At 59.7% G+C, this 26,659-nt stretch carries 13 protein-coding genes; 10 read left to right on the top strand and 3 right to left on the bottom strand.

The window, feature by feature from the left end; genetic code table 11:
- Positions 1 to 1,206: 1,206 nt before the first annotated feature.
- Positions 1,207 to 2,079, top strand: a complete 873-nt coding sequence (panB, locus tag QA642_RS38695; protein WP_283081593.1) for a 3-methyl-2-oxobutanoate hydroxymethyltransferase — start codon at positions 1,207 to 1,209, stop codon at positions 2,077 to 2,079.
- A gap of 13 nt (positions 2,080 to 2,092) precedes the next feature.
- On the top strand, positions 2,093 to 2,932 hold the full coding sequence (gene panC / locus QA642_RS38690; protein ID WP_283081592.1) for a pantoate--beta-alanine ligase: 840 nt from the start codon (positions 2,093 to 2,095) through the stop codon (positions 2,930 to 2,932).
- A 10-nt stretch (positions 2,933 to 2,942) separates the two neighbouring features.
- Here the strand turns inward: panC and QA642_RS38685 are convergent, their stop codons facing one another.
- Entirely contained in the window at positions 2,943 to 4,052 is a 1,110-nt protein-coding gene (locus QA642_RS38685) for an IS630 family transposase (RefSeq protein WP_283081591.1), read from the bottom strand.
- Positions 4,053 to 4,361: 309 nt separating this feature from the next.
- Positions 4,362 to 4,565, bottom strand: a complete 204-nt coding sequence (locus QA642_RS38680; RefSeq protein WP_283081590.1) for a hypothetical protein — start codon at positions 4,563 to 4,565, stop codon at positions 4,362 to 4,364.
- Between the two features lie 1,126 nt (positions 4,566 to 5,691).
- Here QA642_RS38680 and QA642_RS38675 point away from each other — a divergent pair.
- Positions 5,692 to 5,892 (top strand): hypothetical protein, encoded by a 201-nt coding sequence (locus tag QA642_RS38675; RefSeq protein ID WP_283081589.1) that lies wholly within the window; start codon positions 5,692 to 5,694, stop codon positions 5,890 to 5,892.
- A 147-nt stretch (positions 5,893 to 6,039) separates the two neighbouring features.
- Here the strand turns inward: QA642_RS38675 and QA642_RS38670 are convergent, their stop codons facing one another.
- Positions 6,040 to 6,243 carry a hypothetical protein gene (locus QA642_RS38670; protein ID WP_194389448.1) on the bottom strand — a complete coding sequence of 68 codons (204 nt, stop codon included), beginning with the start codon at positions 6,241 to 6,243 and terminating at the stop codon, positions 6,040 to 6,042.
- Positions 6,244 to 6,610: 367 nt separating this feature from the next.
- Between QA642_RS38670 and QA642_RS38665 the strand changes: the two genes are divergently transcribed.
- From QA642_RS38665 to QA642_RS38635, 7 genes are all read left to right on the top strand, one after another.
- Entirely contained in the window at positions 6,611 to 6,868 is a 258-nt protein-coding gene (locus QA642_RS38665) for a hypothetical protein (protein WP_283081588.1), read from the top strand.
- A gap of 319 nt (positions 6,869 to 7,187) precedes the next feature.
- Positions 7,188 to 8,357, top strand: coding sequence for a hypothetical protein (locus QA642_RS38660; protein WP_283081587.1), 1,170 nt, complete (start codon positions 7,188 to 7,190; stop codon positions 8,355 to 8,357).
- Positions 8,357 to 10,231 (top strand): caspase family protein, encoded by a 1,875-nt coding sequence (locus tag QA642_RS38655; protein WP_283081586.1) that lies wholly within the window; start codon positions 8,357 to 8,359, stop codon positions 10,229 to 10,231. The genes QA642_RS38660 and QA642_RS38655 overlap by 1 nt, the downstream gene beginning before the upstream one ends.
- Positions 10,228 to 11,259, top strand: a complete 1,032-nt coding sequence (locus QA642_RS38650; RefSeq protein ID WP_027562299.1) for a MoxR family ATPase — start codon at positions 10,228 to 10,230, stop codon at positions 11,257 to 11,259. The genes QA642_RS38655 and QA642_RS38650 overlap by 4 nt, the downstream gene beginning before the upstream one ends.
- A 1-nt stretch (position 11,260) precedes the next feature.
- A complete protein-coding gene (locus QA642_RS38645) occupies positions 11,261 to 15,031 on the top strand; it encodes an SAV_2336 N-terminal domain-related protein (RefSeq protein WP_283081585.1) in 3,771 nt (1,256 codons plus the stop codon).
- 724 nt (positions 15,032 to 15,755) lie between these two features.
- Entirely contained in the window at positions 15,756 to 16,142 is a 387-nt protein-coding gene (locus tag QA642_RS38640; RefSeq protein ID WP_283081584.1) for an ectoine synthase, read from the top strand.
- 449 nt (positions 16,143 to 16,591) lie between these two features.
- Positions 16,592 to 26,503, top strand: a complete 9,912-nt coding sequence (locus QA642_RS38635) for a non-ribosomal peptide synthetase (protein WP_283081583.1) — start codon at positions 16,592 to 16,594, stop codon at positions 26,501 to 26,503.
- Positions 26,504 to 26,659 lie beyond the last annotated feature (156 nt).

Genomic DNA, 26,659 nt, shown 5'->3' with positions numbered 1-26,659 from the left:
ATTGCAAGGAGGATGCTGTGCCCACGGCTAGCAGGCTAATCGTGCTTTGAGCACTTGCTTTAATCGCTCCTGACCCAACTGGCGCAGCAATCCTGCGGACTGGCTATGAAAGCGCAGCATTTAGCTGAAATTCCGGGTGAATTGTCTCAATCACGATAGAGAGATCCATTATCTTTGGGGAAATTCTCGGGGAGGCATTCTGCGGAAGTACCGCTTCGCGAGGCAGCCGCACAGCAGTAACTTGATGGCTGCAAGACCAGGAAGACGGACCGCCGGGCGGCCGCACCGTTGGTGCGTGCGTGGTGCTGCCGTGAGGGGCAGCGGGGGCTTCCCAAGTAAATGTCGACAGGAGGCGAGAAATGCACGTTGGCTCCCGTAATTCCCTCGACTATTCAGCCGTATGCTGCGCGATATGCGGCGGAAAGTTTGGGCTGATCCGCCATTATTGGTGGCGAACGGCCCTCTGCTCCAAGAAATGCGTCAACCGCTTCAAGGCGCGACGGGAGGCCGATCAGAAATGGCTTCGATGGTTGCGAGTGGCTTAGGACTGGGCCGAGCTGTGCCGGTACCGCCCTGGTCGGACTTGTTGCGAATTCGAGTGGCCCTATGGAGCGCGTGGAAATCAAGTGACAGACGCATCGGCAAAAATAATCGACTTCAGGGCCTACAGGGCCGGCAGGTTGGCTCGGTCTGAGCGCCTTCGCGACGACGTCTACCCGACCGCGACTCTCGCTGCGTTCACAGCGGCCTGTCAGCTTTGGACGTTCCTGGCCTGCCATCCGTTCGCTTTGCTCGGCGCGCTGGCGCCGAAGCAGGAGCCTCACGAGTACCCCTAGGGCAGGCACGGAGGTGGGCCCCCAAAACGGAGTGCCCACTGCGCGCATCTCCAGCTGGGTCCGGTCGAGCCGTCACCGTTTGGAGAGACTGCAATCAGCCCAGAAACGCGTGCAGATGGTGGCTCGTCGCGAGCGCCGCGCCTCGATAGAGGCTCCGGCCGGCATAGTCGCTGAAACTGTAGGGGAAGACGAGCCATCGGGTGGTGAAATCGTGATGAGGAAGGTCTTGGCTCATGGTTGCGCGACCATTGGACTGTTTTTGCGCTGTTCTCCAGTTTTAGAGAACTGGGATCTCCATCCTCCATGCCATTGACAGGTTTCTCCCGCCTTCTCTAGGAAGCGCCGACGGTGTGTGGGGAGCGGATTCAATATGAGCCACAGTTCAGGGCAGCCTCTAGAATGTGTCACGATTCCGGCACTGCAGCAGTGGAAGGATGAAGGACGTCGTGTCGTGATGACCACCGCCTACGATGCGGTTGCGGCGCGCATCGCGGATCCCATTGTCGATATCATCCTGGTCGGCGATAGCGTTGGAAACGTCTGTCTGGGATTCGACAACACGCTGCCCGTCAGCGTGGCCATGATGAATCATCACCTGGAGGCTGTTGCGCGCACGAGGCCTCATGCCCTGCTTGTGGCCGACATGCCCTTTCTGAGCTTTCATGTCGGTTCTGAGGATACGATTCGCAATGCAGGAGGTTTTCTGCAGCGTGGCGCCGATGCTGTAAAACTCGAGGGTGGTGCCAAACGCGTCGAGATGGTACGCGCCTTGGTCGATTGCGAAATTCCTGTGATGGGACATCTCGGTCTGACCCCGCAGAGCGTCAACGTCATGGGTGGCTTCAGGGTGCAGGGAAGGACAGCGGATACCGCCTTGCGGCTGCTCGACGACGCGCACCGTCTGCAGGAAGCCGGCTGTTTCGCTTTGGTCCTGGAGGGGATCCCTGCCGAGCTCGCGGCGCGAGCGACCGAATTTCTCACGATACCCACCATCGGAATCGGAGCAGGACCCGATTGCTCGGGCCAAGTGCTCGTGTTCCATGATGTTTTGGGGCTAACCGAAGGCCACCGTCCCAAATTCGTTCGTGCCTATACAAATGGATTCCAGCTGTTCCAGGAGGCGCTGTCGCGCTGGGCTGCCGATATTCGCAAAGGTGCATTCCCGGGCTCAGAGGAGTGTTATCGGCTTCCTGATCAGCTTCGCGATGCCATCGCCAATTGGGTGCCCTCCAATTCAATCTGAAGCAAGGTAAAGAATGCAAGTAATTACGAAGCTCGTTGAGCTGCGTCGGGCCCTTGCAGACGTCCGCGACGCCGGTAAGCGCATTGGGTTCGTTCCGACAATGGGATACCTGCACGATGGCCACGTGTCCCTGATCTCGGCCAGCCGTGGACACTGCGACGTCACTGTCGTTAGCATCTTCGTCAACCCCACTCAGTTCGGCCCAAATGAGGATCTCAGCAGGTACCCTCGCGACTTCGCGCGCGATGAAGCCTTGTGCCGTAATGCCGGCGCCTCCATCATCTTCGCGCCAGGTGCAGAGGAGATCTATCCGGCTCCGTTCGAGACCTTTGTCGAGCCGGGCGAACTCGCAAAACCGCTCTGCGGAGGTTTCAGGCCCGGACATTTTCGTGGTGTAGCGACTGTCGTCTGCAAACTATTGAACATGGTGCAGCCGGACCTCGCGTACTTTGGACAGAAGGATTTTCAGCAATGCGCTGTGATACGCCGCATGACGATTGATCTGAACCTTCCGATCGAGATTGTCACCGTGCCAACTGTGCGGGAGCCGGACGGGCTGGCAATGAGCAGTCGAAACCGTTATCTCAGCCCGGAAGAACGCGGTCGGAGCCTTGCGATCAGCCGTGGCTTGTTCGCCGCAGCGCAAGAGTTTGCCTCAGGGGAGCGCGACGCGGCAACGCTGATTGCGCTTGCAACAAAGCATTTGGAATTGATCGATCGATTGCAGTACCTTGAGCTTGTCGACGCTGGGACTCTCAGGATTGCCGAGAGCCCGCTGCGCTATCCGGCGGTGCTCTGTGTCGCAGCGTACGTCGGCTCGACTCGGTTGATCGACAATGTAGTTCTGAGCTAGTCACGTGAATCTAAAGTTCGCCACATAAAGTCTGCTGGGCTTTGTGGCAGAAGCGTTTGACGGAAGCCAAAATCTGGTCTGCGGACTTGGTCCATTTGAAGGGCTTGGGATTTTTGTTGTGCAGGTCGATGAAGGTACGGATGTCGGCCTCGAGCTGCCTGACGGAGGTGTGAACACCTCGCTGGATCTGCTTTCGGGTGAGCTTAGCGAACCAGCGTTCGATCTGATTGATCCATGACGCGGAAGTCGGCGTGAAGTGGACATGATAATGCGGCCGACGGGCGAGCCACGCTTTGATCTTGGGTGTTTTGTGAGTGGCGTAGTTGTCCATGACGATATGGACATCGATCCCTTCAGGGACTTGAGCGTCGATCTCTTTGAGGAACTTCAAGAACTCGACTGCCCGGTGGCGCTTGTAGCATTTGCCGATGACGAATCCAGAGGCGACATCGAGCGCGGCAAACAGCGAGGTCGTACCATGCCGCACATAGCTGTGCGTGCGCCGTTCCGGTACGCCCGGCATCATCGGCAGGACCGGCTGCTCGCGATCCAGGGCCTGGATCTGGCTTTTCTCATCGACACTGAGGACAAGGGCTCGGTTCGGTGGGGACAGGTAAAGGCCGACGATATCGCGGACCTTGTCGACGAACAGCGGGTCGCTCGACAGCTTGAATGTCTGGCTGCGGTGCGGCTGCAGGCCGAACGCCGTCCACATTCGGCGGATCGTGGTGTGGGAAAAGCCAGTTTCCGCAGCCATTGAGCGGATCGACCAGTGCGTCGCGTCGGGTGGCGTTGTACGCAATGTCCGCTCAATTACCTCAGCAACCTGATCGTCGTTGATGGTTCGAGGGCGGCCCGGGCGGGCCTCGTCAAGCAGGCCATCACAGCGATCCTTCAAAAATCGGCGGCGCCACTTGCCAACGGTGTGTTCGTGGAGGCCGAGTTCGACAGCCACAGACTTGCTTGGCAAGCCATCCGCACACCGCAGGATCGCGCGGCAGCGCTCAGATAGCGATCGGGCAACGCGATGACGACGAACTTGTCTCTCCAAGTACGCCCGCTCCGGCGGACTAAGCACCAACGGCGCGATCGGCCGGCCTCGCTCACCTGCATTCGCCACAAGCTCTCTCCTCTGTAGAGATTCGAGCTATCAACTAATGTGACGAACTTGCGTTCCAGATGACTAGCCCGTAGCCAGATCCGCAAGCGACTGCGCTCAGAAGCAGTCGAATCCGATCAGTTGGCGCTGAAATCCTCAAACATCCTGAAAGAGCTCTCGAACGCGATCCGAAACTGCTCCTTTGCGTCCTAAATAACTGCCTCACACTCGAGCACTTGATGTCGGTTGATCGGCTCTGCCGCTCAAGTGGAGCGAGACGGAGCCGCTCCACTCTGCAGAGAGCAGCCAAGCGCGGGTTCGCTTTTCGTATTATGACTTTGGCGGCTCGCTCAGACGTTCCGAGCCATTCTGACTGCTTTGCACGCTTTCTACGACGTGGCGCAAAGCAATTTCAGAAAGTCGTGCAACCAGCTGTTTGAGGCGCGCAATTTCCTGCCTGCAGCGGTCCAGCTCGTACTGTTCGGCCGTCATTACAGATGTTGTGCGACGTTGGCTGCTGCCGAGATGATTCATGTGGCTCCCTTTCCGATTCGACAAACACAGCAGAAAGTCTGAACTGCCTAGTCGCTTCTCTTCGCTGAACGAGGCGCCTCGCCGTCAGATTTGAGTTTTCACATGCGGGCCGCGGCGGGCTGGTTTGCTAGCTCACTCCCTCCAAAGGGTTCGCGCCCAGCTCGCTGATGCGACCGCACGTTCGGCGACGCCATCTGGCTCATGGCTCATGCTCAGTTGCAGTAATGGCTTACAATGTGGCCGCGGAATATGCCGCGCTCCGGCTGCATGTGATCGCTCTGGGCGGAGACTGTAACAAAATGGCAATATCGATTAATGCGACGAGCCCCGCTCCCGCGCTCAAATCCTGCATTACGGCAGCGCCTCCGATGAATTTTCACACGACGTTCGCGTTCCCGTGCTTGGGCCTTCGGCTACGACAGGCTTATATGTCCAAAGCGCAAGTCGCTACTGAGATCATCCGCCTGTAAGCGGGCATTGCCAAAGGAGGATCGCTCAAAATCGTGTGCTGCCAATACGTGCGATGAATTATTCGCCACACATCCGTAACCATGAAATCGCTTCACGATCGCGAGCCGACCGGCTAGGGGGCAAGTCACGGGTCACTGATCGTGGCGTCAGATCTTGGCGCGATTTCGGCGCCAAACACAGGGCTGACGCTGGTTTTTGACGCGAGGATATACTTCATCCCAACAATTGATCGCGACGTCCCTCTGCAGTGCAAGATGCGAAGCGCTCGGGCTTGGTTGGACGCGGCAGGCGCGATAAGCGGCAAATCCTCTGACCGCAATTGAACCTGATGAGATCGGCAACCGAACTGGCGCCGTCCGAACACATTGGCCAGCCGCAGCCGGTCAGCCAGTCCGGCGCGCAATAGAAGTCCCAGCATGCCTTGCGTAATCGCAGGGCGTCGCATTGGGCTCTGGGCTTCGCCAAGCTTGTCAGTTAAGCCAGAGAGGGGCGACGAGAAAAGCAAAAGCAGGCCGATTAAGCGAGCTGCCGCAATTTGCACCGCCGTGAAAATCGGCTCACCTGCAGTCACAAAGCCTCACGCGATCTGATGTGCTTGCGTTGCGGCCCAGCAAATGTCCATTATCTTCCTCGATGGGATGAGGGAGATCTCCCAATGCTGGACGGTGTCACGACCGCGCTCCTGCGCACGATCCTGGAGGAGGTTTGCGAGAACGTCTCACCGTATGACGCCGGTGTCCGCGCCTACGTTGCTTCCAAAATCCTGGAGGCCGCCACCAAAGGTGAGACGCGGCCCGATCTGCTTAGACAGATAGGTCAGGAAGCTCTTTCTAAAGCGCCAACGATGTGGCGATAGATCTAGGACCTCGCTTGTCATTGAGGTGAATTTACAAGTCGCAGTGCTGAAGATCCTGGCCTGTTCTCTAGGTTCGGTCGCGGTCGCGTCGCCTGCGGCATGGCGACCCGGCTAGCTCGCAGGGGTGTATCCGTCCGCGCAGAGGTTTTACTCCCGTGCGAGCGCCGCAAGTGCCTTTTCGATCACTGTGATTTCTTGACTGACCTGAGCGATCGCTTCCGTCGGATCAATTCCGGTTACACGGTTCAACTTCAGCAGTAGCTCCCGCCGATGCGTCAGAAGGTTCTCCAGCGCGCTGCGGTTGTTTAGTTTCACATAACCGTCCACAATCAATCCAATCGAAAGAGACATCGAAACTCTCAAACAAACCTGTTCTCACCGAAGCTCCGTATAGCACATCGGCAGATGATGTTCAGCTCGCCGAGAGAGAATACCGACGGGCGAGCTTGTTGGCGATAAGCCTCCGCCACCCGCGGCCTGCCAACCGTTCCTTGTCTTACAAGCGTCCAGCTCTGTTTGAGGGACTAGCGGAGCAGAAAATCGGCGCATGGCGAGCGAAAAACGCTGCGGATCGTCGAAATGGAAATGCTAGGAATGATATTACGAGCTGCCATGCCGAACGGTTTCCGCGATGCGACGACAGGCAGCGCGTTAACCAGCGACATGCTCGCCTGAATATCTCTTCGTAGACATTGCGACGACGTCAGGAGCGTCCAGGATGCTCGATGAATACTTCGCCCGCATTCGTGCTTACCGCAACAACATCCACCGCTATCGTCGCCTGCTGAAGTCGAACCTGTCGGATGTGGAGCGTCAGTTCATCGAAAAACGCCTCACCGAAGAGCAGATCGCGCTCGGGTCTCTTTCGGCCGAAACCTTCCCGCTCGCGTTTGGCCTTCGGAAAGGGGGCGGACGAGCCGGCGAGCTAGGCGCGGAGCCGCGAACGACGTGCGCGTCCGGAACCCTGGTGGTCTGATCTGCTGACCTGCGTGGGGCGCGGTGGCACCCTAGTTCTACTCAGGGATTGCCCCAATTTTTCCGACGAAATCGAATTAAAGATCAATATGTTAGTTAGAGTGTTTCTGGGACGCGCACGCGACTCATCGAAGCAAAATGGCCGCGCGAGCGAGCGGCCGTTTGTCCCTGTCGTCGGGACGAGTTGGCTGGCAAGGGAATAGCCTGGCTCAGTAGGTTGAGCGTGCGCGTTCCGTCCGCGTTCAAACAGCACGCCACCGATTGAAGACGTGCAGGGGGCGCGGTAGGCTCGTGCAGGTGGTGATCAGCGGAGTCCTATCATGCCGCAAGGATCTATTCTTCTCGTGCACGGCACTGGTGTTCGGCTTGGCAATTACGAGAAGAGCTTAGCGGTCGCCGAGAAAACGGCCAGCGAGTGCAGCTTGGGACGGAATTTGTTCCCCTGTGCTTGGGGAGACTCCCTCGGGGTTGAATTCGAAGGGCTTTCTCTTCCGGATGTTCCGACCGCGGAAGTCGAGCTCAAGGCGGAAGAGGATCTCGCTCAGTGGATCTGGATCCTAGATGATCCGCTTGTCGAACTTTCCTTGCTCGGAATTCCCGATGGAAGTGCTGCAAATGCAGGCGTTCTGAATCCGGAAGGACCAACGCCGGCCGAGCAAAATCTCGAACAGGTGAGGGCGTACGCTCCCAGCCTGGAGTTCCGGCAATTGCTCGCTCGCGGTGGCCTTGAGGATGTTTGGGAGCCCGCCCGAACCCGGATTTTATCCGATAAGGTCACCGAGCGCGCATTTGAGGCGTCCGAGCATGAACCTCAAGAAGCGTTCCGCGCGCTCGCCCGAGCTTTGGTGGCGCAGCTGCATGTGGAAGCCATCTCTCGCTCGCGCCCCGCTCTGTCCGCCGTTCACCGAGAGAAGCTGGTGCGGCGGCTCTTGATTGACTGGAAGCAACAGGTGTTCGGGATAAGCGACCGATTTCTCAAATTTGTGGCGCGCGCCGGGACGAGATACGTCAGAGATCGTCGCAACGCGCTCAATGCGGTCGCGGCTCTCCCTCTCGGAGACGTCCTGCTTTATCAGACCAACGGAGCCAAGATCCGCTCGTTCATTCAGAGCAAGATTGAGTCCTGTCCTGCGCCAGTGACCATCGTCGCACATAGCCTCGGCGGCATGGCCTGTGTGGATCTGCTGGCTTTAGGCGACATTCCGCAGGTCGATGGTCTCGTGACCCTCGGCTCCCAATCGTCGTTCATGCACGAAATAGGTTCGCTTTCCTCATTGAAACCTGGAGAGAAGCTGCGCGAAGGCTTTCCGAGATGGCTGAATGTCTTCGACAGAAATGATTTTCTGAGTTTCTTCGCCTCGAGAATTTTTCCCAATGCGATCGATTTCGAGGTCGCCTCAGGGCAACCCTTCCCTGAATCTCACAGCGCCTACTTTGGCAACGAAGTCGTCTGGACCAGGATCAGAAGTTTCATCACCGGGCAGGAATAATGAGAGAGATTGTGGCCGTAATCGTTGGAATTGAGAAATATTCCCGTAGCGGAATCGATATCTCCTCGCCGTTTGCTAATGCGATGACTGCTGCTCGCCACCTCTTGGGGATGGGCGCCAAGGCAAAGAACATTCACCTTCTCGTCAATCGGACCTCATCGTCGGACGGGTATAGGGGCGAAGTGGACATCGAGAGACTTCGGGCCGAGGGCGTAACAGTCTTGGAGGAACCGACGAAGGCGGCTATTCTCAATGAACTGGCCTCCGTTCCAGCTGGGATACCGCCGGACTCGCGGCTGTTCTTATACTGGTGCGGACATGGATATGCCGGCGCAGGAGATCGGATCCTTCTCTGCAGCGACTACGATGCCGCGAGATGCGATGACCGCACTTTCAGTGCCACACGGAGATTCCGCCGGCTCGGCTCCCATCCGGAGTACACTTGTTTCACCGAGCAGATCTTTCTGGTCGACGTCTGCGCAAGGTACAGCGACGTGATTGATCCGGACCAGCTTTCGGTCAGCGGGCAACGGCACGCGAGACAGGTCGCAGCTTTCGCCACACGGGAAGGCGGGTACTCCAGAGGCGGATTTTCTGACGTCGCGCTGGATTGGCTTGGTCGGCAGAAAACCTGGCCTGACACGGGTATTGTGCTCAAGACACTCCTACCTGAGCTGGATAAAGCCAAGCTGAAGCCGTTCACGCTTGATGCCGATGACGAGGCGACGACGATCGCAGGCCGACGGTTCGGCGGAGCCTCCGCACGGTCATATCCGCCCCATGTATTGGAGATGCAGGCGTTGCTTGCCAGCGCAAATCTGAGTTCGCAAGCAATCCGCAACTCCTATGAGGCGACCCTTGTAGATTTGAGACTGCCAGTGGAAGGTGATCCCGACCTGGTCCAGATGCTCGCCGAGCTCGCGGAAATGTTGGATGCCGAGGACCTTACGGACATATCGGACGCCTTCCTGCAATTCGTGACGAGGCTCAGTTTCGATCCCGAGGGCGCGCCTCTGAAACGGTGGCTCGAGGAGTTGCCAGCACCTCTCGCGTACCGGCGAAACTCGGTCAGGGAAAGATTAGCCGCCGAAGCAGACGAGAAGCTGCTTATCGTTGAAATTGACGGCAATGAACGCGCAGACCCTTCGCTTCTTTCCGCATTTGCATGCACGCGGGCGGGGAAGTGGCTGAATGTTCCGCCTTTCCAACGGCAGCTAGCGGATTGGGATGAGCTGAGCGCTGCCGTGAACAGCGCGCTCGACTCCATGGTTCAGAAAGGAGTCCAGATCAGCGAGATCCAATTCGTGGTGCGGCCTTTCCTCTTTCATCACGAATTCCACAAAATACCGCGGCCCAACGAGGGCGAACTAGGTGAGCACTACGTCGTGGTGCTGCGCGACAAGTACCGAGCCTATCAAGATCCGCCGCCACAAGCCGTTCTGGCTTACAAGCAGGCAATGGCGAAATGCTCTCCGGACAAGATCAAGCTCGTACAGATTCCGAGCGAAGCAACCAAGCTGCCGCAGATGTTTTCTGGTGATCAAGGCTTCTGCTATGCCGGCTTCATTTGCGGGCCCGATCCTCACGCGGAAACAGGGCGCCGCGATATTCTAAGACGCGTGGTGCTGCGCGGAGTTGGTTACGCCTATTGGCTTCAGAAGGAGCCGGCCTGCGGCGGAGACTGGACGATCGCACTGAAGAAATATCTTCTAGGCGCCCTAGCCGGTGTGGGTCAGCTCAAAGACCTTCCAAGCTGGATTCGTAACGGACGGCAGGAATGCAACGAGTTGGCGGTGCACGGGGCCTTGCTATGGGACGATCCTGATTTCAAGCCATTTTTGAAACTCTCATCTCCTTCGCGAACGAGCACATGACACAAGACTGGAAGATATTTACCGGCAAAGACGCAGAACAGACCGACAGGCTCTACGATCTTCCGCCGGCGCCGCCATGGCGGTTCGCTGGCCGCAACAGCCAATTATCGCGTCCCGCGGGGCTGGACTTGGCCTCCGAGAAGAAGAGGGCCGACCCCTTTATTCCCACTGAACCGATGAGGATGGCTGTCAATGCTGCCCTCTATCTTAGGCGCCCGCTGCTCCTTACCGGCAGGCCAGGAACTGGCAAATCGACCCTCATTTCGAAAGTTGCTTACGAACTCCGCCTTGGATCTGTCATCCGTTGGCCGATCTCCTCGAAATCTACAGTGAAGGGCGGGATCTACGAGTATGATGCGGTTGGCCGCCTCCAAGCGAGCAAGACAAAGGATCCGCCTGTGGAGGACTTCCTCCGCCTTGGCCCCTTGGGTACAGCGCTGATGGGCCAGACCTGGCCGCGGCCTCTCCTCATCGATGAGATCGACAAGTCCGATCTGGATTTCGCCAACGATTTGCTGAACGTTATTGAAGAGGGTACCTATGAAATCCCCGAGCTCGTGCGCCTGAAGCCGAAGCCGACGACAGCCCGATCCCGGAAGCGGGGCACGAATGCGCATGAAGTCCGGGTGCGAGACTACTTTGGAGATCTGGTCACGATCGCCGACGGAAGGATCGTGTGCGGCGAATTTCCCTTTGTGGTCATCACTTCGAATGCTGAGCGCGATTTTCCTGCTCCTTTTCTGCGCCGCTGCATCAGATTGAACGTTACCCAGCCCTCCGAGACACAACTGGCTGACATCGTCGAATCACAGCTGGGCAAGTACGAGGATGAGGATCGCACGAATAAGAGACGTCACCTCATCCAGGAATTCGCGGAACGGCTGGCTAAAAATGAGGATCTCGCAACGGACCAGCTGTTGAACGCCATGTTCCTGACGGTCTCGCTAGCCGATGGTACAAGATCCTTCGACAAGGAGGAACTCGAACAACTGAAGCAAAACCTTCTCCGCTCACTCACCGCGAGCTGATATGCAGCTTTCCGACCTTTTGAGGGGGCTGCGCTCGGGCGGTGTAGATCTAGCCGCTGAGCATATGCTCGACTGCTTTTGGCTGGCCCACCACGTCAGTGGCAAGTTATTCGACGACGTGGAAGACGTGCAGCAACGCACGCCGGCCGTCCAAACGCAGCCGGCGCTCGGTGGTGCTGCCGTCATCGAGCGGACCAGCGAAGCCGCCGCCGGTCCACGAAGCGCCGCGCCCGCCCAAGTCTGGGCCGACGCGCCGAGCGGGGTGGGGACGCGCAGGGCCTCGCTCGGCTCCGTTCCTTCAGCGCCTGCCTTACCAAACCGCCTAGACTTCTCGCGCGCTTTACGGCCGTTCACGCTCCGTAGAAAATCTGCCGAGCGGTCAGAAATGGACGAGGAGCAAACAGTCGACGCATCCGCGACCATCGGTTTTCCCTTTCCGATCCTCAAGCCGTCGGAGCAGCGCTGGTTTACCGTCGATCTCGTGCTCGAGGACGATCCGGCGATCCCAATCTGGCGACAAACACTTCGCGAATTTTTCAAGATCCTGCATGAAAGCGGCGCTTTCGACGATGTGCGTTTCTGGCACCTTGAGAAGCGGTCGCGCGCGACGGATGCGGAGGGTTCTGATTTCGTGCTCGTGTCACAGGCTGGCGCCCGCGTCTCAACGAAGTTCGTCGCCGGCAGCGGAGTTGCAAGGCTCGTCCTTCTCGCCACGCACGGTTCTTCGCCGAATTGGACGAATGGCAGTTATGATCGGCTTCTGCGCGATTGGCTGGACACATCGTCGGTCGCTCTCATCTATTTACTGCCAGAGGGTGATCGCAAGCGCTCCCCCTTGGGAGAGCCTCAAGGCCTCTGTTCGGCTGTGAAGCCGGGGCTTCCGGTAGCGCAGCTCGACGTACGCCGTTATTGGTGGACGATCTCTGACGAAACGACCAGTCCCTTCGTGCCGGTGCTAGGCCTGGATCCCGCGAGCGTACACCGATTTGCCAAGATGCAGATGGGGCTCGGCGGAAGCAATCCGGTGATCTTCCTGGATTCCTCGCGCATCACGTCATTGCAGCCGAACCAGGCCAACCGTTCCAAGTCCGATTTCGAGCAGATCATCTCAGCTCTCGCGGTGCAGTCACCCGACGCGCTCAGGCTTGCGCGTCTATTGTGCACGACCCCCTTCACGCTTCCCGTCGCGCGGCTGATCCAAGAAGCAGTTCTCGGACGAGATACCTCTCCCTATGTGCTTGCGCAGGTTATGCTGAGTGGGATCGTCGGCACCGCGGAAGCGGCGGCGAACAGCGATCCGGAGCACACCTATTTTGAGGTCCGTGCGCTCGCTCGAAGAATCTTAATGCGGTCTCTGCGCAAGTCTGAAGCCGAAGCTGCTGCGTCCGAGTTGGAGGCGCGCGTCTCGCTGCATCTGGAAAATATCCAGGATCGCGTGGGCAGATACGCCGTGAGATACCTCGACGAACGCGGTGAACATTCAATTCCCGATTTCGCATCAGCATTCGCCCGAGTGAGCCGGGTTCTGCTTGGCGATCCAGCAACGGCCGCTGATTTGAAGACGAGGGCTCACCAATTTAGAAATAGGTTTTCCGAGCGCCGGCTTGCTGACGTTCTGGATAAGCTCCGATACGGGCGCCATCTACCACTTGACCCAGAAAACACAGAGGATGACGCTTGGAAAGCGCTGCTTGAAAACGGACTCGTACGGCAGAACTCGAGTGGCGAATGGCGGCTGAGGGTCGGAGTGTGGGAGGAAATCGCGGGCGAGCCGCTGGCCGACGATGAAGGTGAGCAAGCTCCAACTGCACCCCTCAACACCGTTAGCCAGTTCGCCCTGGTCATTGGCGCTCCCGGCGTGCCGGGGATGCCGCTGATTGCCGACGCTCACGCCGACGCGCAAAGTTTTGTGAGGTGGCTCGGCGAAATAGGCATCGCGCGCGAGCAGGTTCTCTTTTTGGAACAGCCCGACCGAATTCAACTGCTGGATGCGGTCGAAAGCTTAGCCAAGCACGCCAAAGGCGCTGGCGACCATCGCCGAGTTTTCATCTATTTTGCTGGACATACGGTTGTCGACGGCCAGCAGCAGCTCTTTCTGAGGATGGGCTCGTCAGAACCGGAAGATACTGCGCTCTCGGAGATTGTATCTCAGTCAGCAAATCACGGCTCGTTTGACGATATCGTGTGCATAATCGATGGAGAAGGCGCGCCCCTGTTGGGGAGCAAGACCATCATGCCGCTGTCTTTCGTGCAGCGGATACCTCATCCCGTGCTCCCAAACATCCTGACAATTGTTGCCCAGGGATTTGGGCGGCGGGCTGTTGCACCACGGTCCTTTACGGCGGAGATACTGGACGCCTTGCGTACGGCGACCGTGAACGGCTACGTGACGACGCGATCCCTGACCCAAAGGTTGCATAAGCGGCTGAGTAGCGAGATCTCGATTCGCCTATCCGGGAATGATTTCACGATTTGCGGACCTTTAGCCGCAATGATTCCGACCCAAGGCCCAATCCGATCTACGTGGATTGTCACCAGTATCGGCGAAGTGAAGGAACTGCTTGCCCGCGAATTTCGTCGGACTGGGAGCTCGCGGGACGAGCTCGATTCGTTTGAACTCAAAGGACCTGATGGCGGGATGAGCTTGTCACTGTTTCCAAGCAAATTTCGCATGCCGCGTGCCGATCCTCCTCAGGCAATCATCGTGGTCGGGACCGCTTATCGAGCAAACGAGTCCGACCGAAGTCGACTATTGGTCGCGACCGAGTTCGCCCGGGAGGAGCGCGAAACGCTGGCTCCTTCAATGAGACTTCTCAATGCTGCGCACAGAGTGTCCTACGGCGACGACTGGTCTCGGTATATCTCCATTCCAAACGCTGGGGCGCTGCATGTAGCCTTCGGGACTCTCGCCGATATGCGAATGGAAAGGGGCCGGTCGGCTTTGTCCGCCGCCGGCTTTTCGTCCGGCATGGACGAAATCGCCGAGCTGCAGGAGGAGTTTCCGCAGGCGCATCTTCTAGCAGTATGCGTGTTGAGCGATGCGCCGCGACAGGATCTAACGGTCAATAGACAGCTTGCGTCGTTGTTCGTGCGCGCACTTGTTCAGTCTCTGCTGGAGCCGCCGGAACAGGAGCAAGGCCGATCGTCAGTTGCCCTCGATGTTCGACAACAGCTCGAACGCCGCCTCACCGCGGCCCTGGCCGCTTTGCCGCAGTCTCCAGCCGAATCGGAGAGCGAGCTTGGACACGTCGCAAAGTTGTTGTCGAGAGATGGCAAACGAGACATCCCATGGATGCATTTAGAAGCACGGCTCGCCGCTGCCTATGTCGAAGTCTCCTCCCGGATAAACCAAGCAAAAAACCTCTCGGCGGCGATACAGCACTACCGGCGCCTTCGGGAATATTATCCCAAAGTCGAGCTGGACCCGCTTGAAATTGCGCGCGTGGAGAGCCACCTCGGTGACACTCTCTTGCTCAGAAGTGAGCTTACTGAGAGCGTGACTGATCGCAAAGCCGCAGAGGCGTGTTTCCGACGGGCCGCAAACCATTTCCGCGCCGCTAACCGGACGAATGAGGCTGCGAGCCTGCAACACCGCGTCCAGGTGTTAGCCGATCGACGACGAGTGCAGAGCGCCTTTCAAAATGCTCCTGTGACTAAGAAGACCCGCCCGGGATCGCCACGAGCGAAGAAGGCCCCCTCCGAGTCAAAGTCTGCTAAATCTGCGACCAGAGCTCGGAAGCCGAAGCGCAAGATTGCGAAAAAAAAGAAATAGCTCAATGGGCAGCCACAGGGCGGCGCAGCTTGTGCCAACATTTCCGACGTTCACAACGAGTTTTCCTAGCGTGACGCCAGGAGTAGTTTGCAACTTCTAAAAGCGCGGATTGAAGCGGTTTGGGGGTCTTGGCGCTCCGCTCTGCTCGACCGGTTCTCGCTCGAGGACCTGTTTGTATTCGGCCAATATCTCGCCAGTTTGTTAGATTGGCTACACGCCCAGCCAAATCGTTCTAATCGCTAGCCAGCTGAGACAGTCACAACTTTTATCCTTCATCGGTCTGCTATCGCGGCATGACATTTGCTCTCCTAGCTGAGACGCTGGGGAAGCGTATTCGCGGCGAGAGTCACAAAGGAAGGAAACGACTTGCCAAATCTGTGGAGACAGTTCATCGCCGGCAACATCTCCAGCTGCATTCTGGGAAATACAAAGGTAAGCGGCGGTACCGCGCGAAAGGTGGAACATCAAGCTATTACGCGCCGATCCAGGTCGGCTGCGAAATACCCTCGCGCCTACAGTTTTAATAGTCGATGTGGGGCAAATGGCAGGGCGTTTGCGTGTAGCCAATCCCGTAGGATTACTGCACGTGCTCTCGGCAACCGGCCGCGGGGTTTTTCGACGGAGATCCCAGTCGGCCGCGCGACAGGGGAGGTCGCAGTACCGGGGCAGAACAACCGCCTCCCGCCTTTGGATCAATCACTTCAATCTGGGGCAATCGAACACTATGATTGTGCGTAGTCTGCACGACGTTGAAGCAACCGATCACTTCGTCGATTGGGGCAATGGTACTAGCCACCGCCTCTTGACGGATAAGGACGGCATGGGTTTTAGCATCTGCCACACCGTCGTGCGCGCCAACACCGTTTCCCTTCTGCAATACCGGAATCATCTCGAAGCCTGCTACTGCATTGGCGGAGAGGGTGAGGTCGAGGACATGGACGGCAATGTCTTTCCCATTCGCCGGGGCGACATGTATGTACTTGACAAGCATGACAAGCATTTCCTGCGCGGGGGACGGGGCAAGGACTTGATCATCGTTAGCATCTTCAACCCGCCCCTCACCGGAACCGAGCGCCACAAGCTCGACGACCCTGCAGGCTCTACATATTGAGCGACGCGAAGAAACACCATCCAATATGAACTGTCGCTAATTGCGAGAAACGTTTACTCGAGCCATCTAGCACTGCCGCGTGCCGCACGCGCGGACCTCAGAAAAACTCTTTGTCCCGGTTTTGCGAAAGGCGCAGGCGATGCGGTTCGGCTGAGTCGACAAATTACTTTGGGAGTCCAGGCTTGTCCGGAAGACCAGGCGGGGGGATGCTTATTCCGATTAATGGCGCGCTCAATTGTACGATGTCGGGCGACGCTGTTGGAGAGCTGACATAGCCCCGCTGTGACGATCGCAGAGATCGCACTCGATTTCACCGTTGGCACGATACATGCGTAATCCTCTAAAGAGCGCCATAGAGGAGAAGTCGTTCGATGAGAACGCTTACCTGAAACGCTGACGCGGTTGAGTGGCAGCTGCGATACTGCCGACACCATATTTGGTGATGCGGAATGAGCGATGAACACGTGCAGAGCATATCTGGCGCACATGAGCTGCTGGCGCGCGGGGAGGAGTTTTGGCGACGGCGCCTCGAGCAGTTTAGAAGATTGCATCCTCCTTTCGTGTCATCGTCCGTGGCTGCGGCGCCTTCCCGATGGCAGTCGAGTTCGTGGTTTAGCTCAAGCGCGCTGGCTAAACTTTCCCCACAAGACCGCTCGGAATATTTGGTAACGGCTTGGCTAATCTATCTCGCTCGGATCACGAGGCAAGAAGAGTTTCAACTGGGATGGAAGCCTGCATGGGACGGATTGCAAACTGGCTGCAAACTCGTCGAGATGTTGATCGCCTCCGTCGTGCCGATGGATGTTTTCATCGAGCTTGGTCATGATTTTGAAAAGGTCCGCAAAACCGTAGCGGCCGAAGTCGCTCAGCTGAAAGCGCACGCTAGCTTTTCCCGAGATCTGATCGCGCGCTGCCCGACATTGCGAGGAGTGGAGGCGCTACGGGCGCCTCAGCCTTGGCCGATCGGCATTGCCATCACGACAGAGAGCTGTTCCGTCGCCGACGGTCTGTCGACGAACCATAAGGCTGCCCAAGCCATATGCGGCGATTTGCTGACCTTTGAGGTTCGCGCTCTGGATGGGCGCTTCCGCTGGCATTTTGATGCCGCTCGATTAGCGCCCAAGCAGATTGACCGCATGACACAGCATTTGCAAGCTTTGTTACGCGGCGTGATGGACGATGCGGGGCAGTCTGTCGGCCGAATCGGCATTCTGCCAACCGACGAACGCGCGTATCTACTCGAGGATTTGAACCGGACGGCGGCGCCTTATTCTTTTGAGCGATGTATCCACGAGCTGTTCGAGGCGCAGGTGCAAAAGGCACCGGAAGCGGTGGCGGTGGTCCATGCGAAGGAGAGACTGAGCTATGGCGAACTTAATGCGCGCGCTAACCGGCTGGCGCATCATCTGATCGAGCTCGGGGTCAAGCCGGACCAGCCGGTGGCAATCTGCCTGGAACGCAGCCCAGCGATGGTGGTTGGTGTCTTGGCGATCCTGAAGGCCGGAGGCGCCTATCTGCCGCTAGATCCGGCGTATCCCTCAGCGCGGCTGCGGCAGATTGTCGACGATGCAAAACCGAAACTGCTGCTTTGCGATGTCGCCGGTCGAACCGCATTGGGCGCCGAGGCCGTGGCCGATGTGAAGGTGGTCGATCTGGAGATGGCGGCCCCGACTTGGGGCGAGCGGCCGCCTTCGAACCCGGACCCAGTCACGCTTGGCCTCACATCGCGCCATCTCGCCTATGTCATCTATACCTCCGGCTCAACCGGAATCCCCAAGGGCGTTGAAATGTCCCACGGCGCACTCGTGAATTCGCTTGCGGGGATCGGCGCGTCAAAACTGCGCACACTTCAATTTGCGACCCTGAACTTCGATGTGTCCTGTCAGGAGTTGTTCATCTGTTGGAAGGACGGCGGAGCGCTTGTGCTCGTGCAGGAAGAGACCCGGAGGCGCTTCTCCGACCTGCTGGAATTTGTACAGCGGGAGGCGATCGAGCGGCTTTTCCTCCCGTTCGTAGCATTGAATCATTTTGCGGAAGTCTGGAGTAGGCAGCGCGTGCAGCTGCCCTCTTTAAGAGAGCTTTATACAGCCGGCGAACGACTGCAAGCCACTCCACTGCTTAGGGCGTTCTTCGAAGCACACCCGAACGCGAGATTGATCAATCAATATGGGTCCACAGAAATCAGCGTCATTTCCGAGCACCGCCTTGCAGCTGATCCGTCATGTTGGTCCGAGATGCCTCACATCGGGCGTCCAATCGCCAACACGCGGGTGTACCTGCTGGATGGCTATGGCGCGCCCGTGCCGTTCGGCGCGGTGGGCGAGCTTTACATTGGCGGGGCGGGGGTGGCACGGGGCTATCTGAACCGCCCTGAGCTGACAGCCGAGCGGTTCATCGCCAGTCCCTTTGTCGAGGGCGATCGGCTGTACCGGACCGGCGACCTGGCACGCTACCTGCCGGACGGCAATCTTGAGTTCCTGGGCCGCAACGACGATCAGGTGAAGATCCGCGGCTATCGCATCGAGCCGGGCGAGATCGTCGCAAAGCTTTGCGAACACGCCTGGGTGCGCGAGGCGGTGGTGGTGGCGAGCCAGAACGGCGCCGGTGACAAGCATCTGATCGCCTATGTGGTCTGCGCGCCCGAGGCCGGCTCGGATGAGGGCGATGCGGGCGGGCTTGCGAGCGCTTTGCGCGCGCACTTGAGTGCGCGGCTGCCGGACTACATGGTGCCGAGCGCGTTCGTGCGGCTGGCAGCGCTTCCGCTCACGGTCAATGGCAAGCTCGATCGCAACGCGCTGCCGGCGCCGGCCGATCAGGCCTATGCGCTGGCAGCCTATGAGGCGCCGCAAGGCGCGGTCGAGACGGCGCTGGCGCAGATCTGGGCCGAGCTCCTTGGTGTCGAGCGCATCGGGCGCAACGACCACTTCTTCGAACTGGGCGGCCACTCCCTCTTGGCCGTGCAGATGTCGAGCCGGCTGTCGCAGGCGGTTGGGGTTGAACTACCGCTGTCAACGCTGTTCGCAAGGCCAGTGCTGACTGACCTGGCGGCAAGTGTCGTCGAGCTGTTGAGCCGCTCCGGACCGCAACAGCTGCCATCGATTGCAGCCGTGTCGCGCCATGAGCCGCTTGTGCTGTCATTTGCGCAGCAGCGGCTATGGTTTTTGGCGCAGCTGAACGAAGGCAGCACGAACTATCACATTCCGCTGACCCTGCGACTGCGCGGGGGGCTCGACCGCACCGCCTGGCAGCGCAGCCTTGATTGTCTGTTTGCGCGCCATGAGGCGCTGCGCAGTGTCTTTGTCGCGACGCAAGGTAAGCCCCGGGTTGAGGTTCTGCCGCCGGATGCGGGACTGCCGATAGTTGACCACGATCTGCGGGAGAGATCGGATGCGGAAGCGGCACTTTTGGCTCTGTGCCATCAAGAGGGACGCACGCCGTTCAATCTTGCGCGCGGTCCGCTGATCCGCGGGCATCTGGTGCGGATGTCGGCTGAGGAGCACGTCTTCCTGCTGACCCAGCATCACATCGTCTCGGACGGCTGGTCGATGGGCGTGCTGCTGCGTGAACTTAGCCAGCTCTACCGGGCGTTCGAGGCTGGGCAGGACGATCCCCTGCCGCCGCTTGCGATCCAGTATCCGGATTACGCCGCCTGGCAACGCCAATGGCTGTCGGGGGAACGGCTGCAGAAGCAGGCGCAGTATTGGCGCAGCGCTCTGACAGGCACGACCCGTCTTGTCTTGCCGACGGACCGTGCGCGGCCTGGCCAGCAGTCGTTTGCCGCGGCCACGGTCCCGGTTACCGTCGATGCGGATCTGACGCGGGAGCTGAAGCGGCTGAGCCTGCAGCATGGCACGACGTTGTTCATGACGGTGCTGGCGGCCTGGGCGGCGGTGCTGTCGCGTCTGTCGGGGCAGGACGATCTTGTGATTGGCGTGCCGAGCGCCAATCGGGGGCTCCGCGAGATCGAAGAGCTGATCGGCTTCTTCGTCAACACCCTGGCGCTACGGCTGGACCTGTCGGGCAAGCCAAGCGTGTCGGAGCTTCTGGAGCGGACGCGGCGCACGGTACTGGCTGCGCAGGAGCATCAGGATCTGCCGTTCGAGCAGGTGGTGGAGATCGTGCAGCCGCCCCGGGCTCTTGATCACACGCCGTTATTCCAGGTGATGCTGGCCTGGGAGAACAATGCGGTTGCGTCATTGGAGCTGCCGGGGCTGAGTGTCGAAGCTGCCGGGCATGAGTTTGACCAGGTCAAGTTCGATCTGGAGCTGAGCCTTGGCGAGCATGGCGAGCAGATCGCCGGAACGCTGGCTTATGCCACGGCGCTGTTTGATCAGGCGACGATCGAGCGGCAGCGTGGTTATCTGCTGGCGCTGCTGCGGGCAATGGCTGCCGATGCGCAGCAAGAAGTCCGCCGGATTGAGCTGCTGTCGGCTGCCGAGCGCTCGTATCTGCTGGAGGAGCTGAACCGGACGGCGGCGCCGTACGCTGCGGAGCGGTGCATCCACGAGCTGTTCGAGGCGCAGGTGCACAAGGCGCCGGATGCGGTGGCGGTGGTCTGCGGAGATGAGCGGCTGAGCTATGGCGAGCTCAACGCGCGGGCCAATCGCTTGGCACATCACCTGATCGCTCTCGGGGTCAGGCCGGACCAGCCGGTTGCGATTTGCGTCGAGCGCAGTCCGATGATGGTTGTTGGGCTTTTGGCGATCCTGAAGGCTGGCGGGGCGTATGTGCCGCTGGATCCGGCCTATCCCTCGGCGCGGCTGCATCAGGTGCTCGACGATGCGGCGCCGCGGCTGCTGCTGGCCGATGTGGCCGGCCATGCCGCCTTCGGCGCGGTTGTGCCGGCCGATGTGAGTGTGGTGGAGCTCGATGCTGCGACGCCGGCCTGGGCCAGCTTGTCGGAAGCGGATCCTGACCCGCGCGCGCTCAACCTGACCTCCCGCAATCTCGCCTATGTGATCTACACCTCGGGATCCACGGGCACGCCCAAAGGGGCACAGAATGAGCATCGGGCTATCGTCAATCGCCTGATCTGGATGCAGAGCGCCTATGATCTGAAGGCAACAGACGTCGTGTTGCAGAAGACGCCATTTAGCTTCGACGTCTCGGCCTGGGAGTTCTTTTGGACTTTGCTTGAAGGGGCAACGCTGGTGGTGGCGCCGCCCGGTGCGCACAGAGATCCCGATGCATTGGTCGGCTTGATCGTCAGCCAGCGCATCACCACGGTTCACTTCGTGCCATCCATGCTGGTCAGCTTTTTGGATGCAAAGAGTGTTGACCGCTGCACATCGCTGCGGCGGGTTTTATGCAGCGGCGAGGCGCTCCCTGCCGCCAGTGTGCATAGGGTTCGGCACGTATTACCCTGGACGGCCCTGCACAATCTCTACGGTCCGACTGAGGCCGCGATCGACGTTACATCCTGGAGCTGCCCGGCTGAGTTTGATAACGCTATCGTCCCGATTGGCCGTCCAATCGCAAACACGCGGGTCTACTTACTGGATGGTCATGGCGGGCTGGTCCCGTTCGGTGCGGTGGGCGAGCTCTGCATTGGCGGGGCGACGGTGGCGCGGGGCTACCTGAACCGCCCTGAGCTGACAGCTGAGCGGTTCATCCCCAGTCCCTTTGTCGAGGGCGATCGGCTGTACCGGACTGGCGACCTGGCACGCTACCTGCCGGACGGCAATCTTGAGTTCCTGGGTCGCAACGACGATCAGATGAAGATCCGCGGCTTCCGGATCGAACCGGGCGAGATCGTAGCAAAGCTTTGCGAGCACGCCTGTGTGCGCGAGGCGGTGGTGGTGGCGCGCGAGGAGGGTCGCGGCGAGCAGCGTCTCGTTGCGTATGTCGTTGCCTCTGAAGCTGAGGAATCTGATCTTGCCGGCGGTTTGCGCGCGCATTTGAGTGCGGGGCTGCCGGACTACATGGTGCCGAGTGCGTTCGTGCGGCTGCCGGCGCTTCCGTTGACGCTGAACGGCAAGCTCGATCGCAAGGCGCTGCCGGCCCCTCGCGACGAGGCGTATGCGCGCCGGACCTATGCGCCGCCACAGGGCGAGATGGAGGCGGTTCTGGCCCAGATCTGGGCCGAGCTGCTGGGGCTGGAGCGGGTCGGACGAGACGACAACTTCTTCGAACTGGGAGGGCACTCGCTCTCGGCGGTGCAGATGATCGAGCGTCTACGGCGGCGGTCACTGCGCATCGAGGTGCGCACCTTGTTCGTCAAGCCGGTGCTGGCGGATCTGGCTGCAAGCCTGGGTCGCCATCACGAGGTGGCGGTCCCGTCCAACTTGATCACCGAGCGGACTGCGGCGATCACGCCCCAGATGTTGCCGCTGATCGAGCTGACGCAGGGCGAGATCGACCGGATCATCGCCGCGGTACCCGGCGGGGTTTGCAACATTCAGGACATTTACGGCCTGTCGCCGCTGCAGGATGGCATCCTGTTCCATCATTTGCTAGCGGCAAAGGGCGATCCATACCTACTGGTCTCGCAGATGGCGTTTGCCGAGCGTGGGCTGCTCGATCGCTATCTTGCCGCGGTCCAGCGGGTGGTGGATCGCCATGACATCCTGCGTACCGCGTTTGTCTGGGAGGGGTTGTCGCGGCCAGCCCAGGTGGTGTGGCGGCAGGCGCGACTGGAGGTGATCGAGATTCAGGTGGATGGCGCTCACGGCACTGGCGCCGAGCAGCTCAAGGAGCGGTTTGATCCACGTCGGCACCGCATCGAGCTTGGCCGCGCGCCACTGCTGCGGTTTGTGATTGCGCGCGAGCCCGGTAGCGCGCGCTGGCTGCTGCTGGAGCTGCAGCATCATCTCATCGGGGATCACACAACGCGCGACGTGATGCATGCTGAGGTCCGGGCCGAGCTGGAGGAGCGTGTGCATGAGCTGACGGCGCCGCAGCCATTCCGTAATTTGGTGGCACAGGCGCATCTACGTGGTGATGCCAAGTCCGATGAAGCGTTCTTCCGGGAGCTGCTGGCCGACATCGACGAGCCGACCACGCCCTTCGGCTTGAGCGAGGTGCGCGGCGACGGTGGCGGGGTTCGAGAGGCTCATCGGATGCTGCCGCCAGCGCTCCATGCGCAGCTACGCGAACAGGCGCGTCGGCTGCGGGTGAGTCTGGCGAGCCTGTGCCATCTGGCGTGGGGACAGGTGGTGGCGCGCAGCAGCGGCCGCGAGCAGGTGGTGTTCGGCACGGTGCTGTTAGGCCGGCTGCAGGGCAGCGCTGGCGCCGACCGCGCCATGGGGCTGTTCATCAACACCTTGCCGCTGCGACTTGATCTCGATGGGACCGCCGTCGAGGCGAGCGTGCGGATGACGCACGCCCGGCTGGCCGACCTGCTGGCACATGAGCATGCCTCGCTGGCATTGGCACAGCGCTGCAGCGCTGTTGCGGTGTCGGCGCCGCTGTTCAACACGCTGTTGAACTACCGTCACAACACGGCGCCGGCTGTGCCCGGCTCCGGGACGGATGATGTCTTGTCGGGCATGGAATGGCTGGGTGGGGAGGAACGCACCAACTATCCCCTGACCCTTTCGGTGGAGGACTTTGGCGAGGCGCTGGGCCTCACTGCGCAGGTCGCGGAGCCAGTCTCGGCGGATCGAATCTGCGGCTACATGCAGCGCGCGCTCGAGCAACTGGCAAAGGCGCTCGAGCATGCCCCGGATACGCCGGTACGCGACCTCGACATCCTGCCGGCCGAGGAGCGTACCTATCTGCTGAAGGATCTGAACCGGACGGGGAGGGCCTATCCATCGGACCTGTGCGTCCATGAGCTGTTCGAGGCGCAGGTGCAAAAGGCGCCGGAGGCGGTGGCGCTGGTCTGCGGTGATGAGCGGCTGAGCTATGGCGAGCTCAATGCGCGGGCCAACCGCCTGGCACATCACCTGATCGAGCTTGGGGTCAAGCCGGACCAGCCGGTTGCGATCTGCCTCGAACGCAGTCCGGCGATGGTGGTTGGTGTCTTGGCGATCCTGAAGGCGGGCGGTGCCTATCTGCCGCTGGACCCAGCCTATCCCAGCCAGCGGCTGCATCAGGTTGTCGACGATGCCGCGCCGCGGCTGCTGCTGTGCGACGGCGTTGGTCGCGCAGCACTCCGCCCCGAGGTGCTGACCGATGTGACAGTCATCGATCTGGAGACGGCCACACCCGCCTGGGCCGAACGGGCGGCTTCAAACCCTGACCGGAGCACGCTTGGCCTCACATCGGACCACCTCGCTTATGTAATCTACACCTCAGGCTCAACCGGAATCCCAAAGGGGGTCATGGTCCAGCATCAGGGGTTGGTCAATCTGCTGTCGGCTCAGGTCGGCCTCTTTGGCGCTTCTTCCAACAGCCGCGTCGTGCAGTTCGCCTCCATTGCTTTTGATGCAAGCGCTTGGGAGCTTGTTATGGCGTTTGGCTCCGGAGCCGCTTTGCACTTGCCTGCGGAAGAGATCCGTCAAGCGAGTAGCAAGCTATCGGATTATCTCCAAAGCGAAGCCATCACCCACGCGACATTACCCCCCGCGTTGCTCCAGACCAGCAAGGATCCGGATGATTTGGCCGTACAAGTTCTCATTCTTGCTGGAGAGCTACCAAAGCCGGAACTCATCCGAAGTCTGACCCCAGCCTCAATTGTCAATGCTTACGGCCCGACCGAGGCAACCGTCTGCGCGACGATCTGGACTTGCCCGGCTGATTTCAATGGTTCGGTGGTCCCGATCGGGCGTCCAATCGCCAACACGCGGCTGTATCTGCTGGATGGCTATGGCGCGCCCGTGCCGTTCGGCGCGGTGGGCGAGCTTTACATTGGCGGGGCGGGGGTGGCACGGGGCTATCTGAACCGCCCTGAGCTGACAGCCGAGCGGTTCATCGCCAGTCCCTTTGTCGAGGGCGATCGGCTGTACCGGACCGGCGACCTGGCACGCTACCTGCCGGACGGCAATCTTGAGTTCCTGGGCCGCAACGACGATCAGGTGAAGATCCGCGGCTATCGCATCGAGCCGGGCGAGATCGTCGCAAAGCTTTGCGAACACGCCTGGGTGCGCGAGGCGGTGGTGGTGGCGAGCCAGAACGGCGCCGGTGACAAGCATCTGATCGCCTATGTGGTCTGCGCGCCCGAGGCCGGCTCGGATGAGGGCGATGCGGGCGGGCTTGCAGGCGCCTTGCGCGCGCACTTAAGTGCGCGGCTGCCGGACTACATGGTGCCGAGCGCGTTCGTGCGGCTGGCAGCGCTTCCGCTCACGGTCAATGGCAAGCTCGATCGGAACGCGCTGCCGGCGCCGGCCGATCAGGCCTATGCGCTGGCAGCCTATGAGGCGCCGCAAGGCGCGGTCGAGACGGCGCTGGCGCAGATCTGGGCCGAGCTCCTTGGTGTCGAGCGCATCGGGCGCAACGACCACTTCTTCGAACTGGGCGGCCACTCCCTCTTGGCTGTGCAGATGCTCAGTCGAGCATTAAATCTTGGGCTAAGTTTTAGCGCCATCGACCTCTTCCGCGCCCCTGTTCTGAAGCAGCTTGCATCGAAGATTCGTTTGCAGGTGCAGCCCAGTAACAGGGCGGTGATTCCCGTTCGACCGACCGGATCACAGCCACCTCTCTTCTTTGTCCCCACAGGTTTTGGGGATTGTTCGTATGTCCTCGGTTTGGCAGCGGAAATAGATGTAGACTGCCCGGTCTACGCTCTGCCATGGCCCCCGTTCGATGACGTTCGTCCACCGACTCTTGAGGCGGTGGCCGCAGAGGTGATCCTTGCGATCAAACAAATCCAGCCACGTGGCCCATACCGTTTTGCTGGATACTCATCAGGTGCGATCCTGGCTTATGCAATTGCCGAGCAGTTACTGAGTGGTGATGAAGGTGTGTCATTCATGGCGTTCATTGATGTTAGTTTACCTGCGGCTTCTTCAAACGGATCACTAAAGAATTTGGCGCGAGAATTTGTTTTGGATCGTTGTGGAATTTTGCGCGATCCGTATCACGAGATTTTGGAACGCGACTGCGAACAAGCTTCCATCTCTGAGTTGCTTGAAAAGGCGCAGCAAATAGGAGCGCTAGCTCCAGATCACGATCTTCACAGTGACGTTTCGATGTATCAAAAGGTCGACACATTTCACAGCGCGCTACGATCGTATCGCGTTCCGTCGCTCGCGATCGAAATACATCAGTTCTATGCGAGCGAGCCTCTCATCAGTCATCGGGTCCCACCTGACAAACAACTCAGAAGCGACTTGCCAAACCAGGGCTGGGACCGGGTTGTGAATGCTGAGGCTATTCGTGCTGTACCGGTTCCAGGCAACCACGCAACAATGGTGAGCAATCCAGAAAACCGCCGAGTTTTGGCTCGAGCCATTTCAAAAGCCCTTGATCGCGGCTGTTGAATAGACCAAGAGAACTTTCTCCGAGGCCCCGACCTTTTAAAGTGTCAGCGATGGCTTACACATGGCAGTATGCGCAAGCTGACATGAGGATCGAGGAGGTCGTCGATCACATCGATGGAGATACGTTCTCAGCCGATCAAGCTCTCTCCTCCCGAG

Origin of the sequence: Bradyrhizobium sp. CB2312 (assembly GCF_029714425.1) — a bacterium.
In the GTDB taxonomy this organism is placed as follows: Bacteria; Pseudomonadota; Alphaproteobacteria; order Rhizobiales; family Xanthobacteraceae; genus Bradyrhizobium.
This window is presented reverse-complemented; position numbering and strand designations above follow the sequence as displayed.

Coding starts and splice junctions, on each gene's coding strand:
- QA642_RS38655 (WP_283081586.1), top strand. CDS start 8,357: ATGAGAGAGATTGTGGCCGTAATCGTTGGAATTGAGAAATATTCCCGT.
- QA642_RS38645 (WP_283081585.1), top strand. CDS start 11,261: ATGCAGCTTTCCGACCTTTTGAGGGGGCTGCGCTCGGGCGGTGTAGAT.
- QA642_RS38660 (WP_283081587.1), top strand. CDS start 7,188: ATGCCGCAAGGATCTATTCTTCTCGTGCACGGCACTGGTGTTCGGCTT.
- QA642_RS38680 (WP_283081590.1), bottom strand. CDS start 4,565: ATGAATCATCTCGGCAGCAGCCAACGTCGCACAACATCTGTAATGACG.
- QA642_RS38640 (WP_283081584.1), top strand. CDS start 15,756: ATGATTGTGCGTAGTCTGCACGACGTTGAAGCAACCGATCACTTCGTC.
- panC (WP_283081592.1), top strand. CDS start 2,093: ATGCAAGTAATTACGAAGCTCGTTGAGCTGCGTCGGGCCCTTGCAGAC.
- QA642_RS38665 (WP_283081588.1), top strand. CDS start 6,611: ATGCTCGATGAATACTTCGCCCGCATTCGTGCTTACCGCAACAACATC.
- panB (WP_283081593.1), top strand. CDS start 1,207: ATGAGCCACAGTTCAGGGCAGCCTCTAGAATGTGTCACGATTCCGGCA.
- QA642_RS38675 (WP_283081589.1), top strand. CDS start 5,692: ATGCTGGACGGTGTCACGACCGCGCTCCTGCGCACGATCCTGGAGGAG.
- QA642_RS38650 (WP_027562299.1), top strand. CDS start 10,228: ATGACACAAGACTGGAAGATATTTACCGGCAAAGACGCAGAACAGACC.
- QA642_RS38635 (WP_283081583.1), top strand. CDS start 16,592: ATGAGCGATGAACACGTGCAGAGCATATCTGGCGCACATGAGCTGCTG.
- QA642_RS38670 (WP_194389448.1), bottom strand. CDS start 6,243: ATGTCTCTTTCGATTGGATTGATTGTGGACGGTTATGTGAAACTAAAC.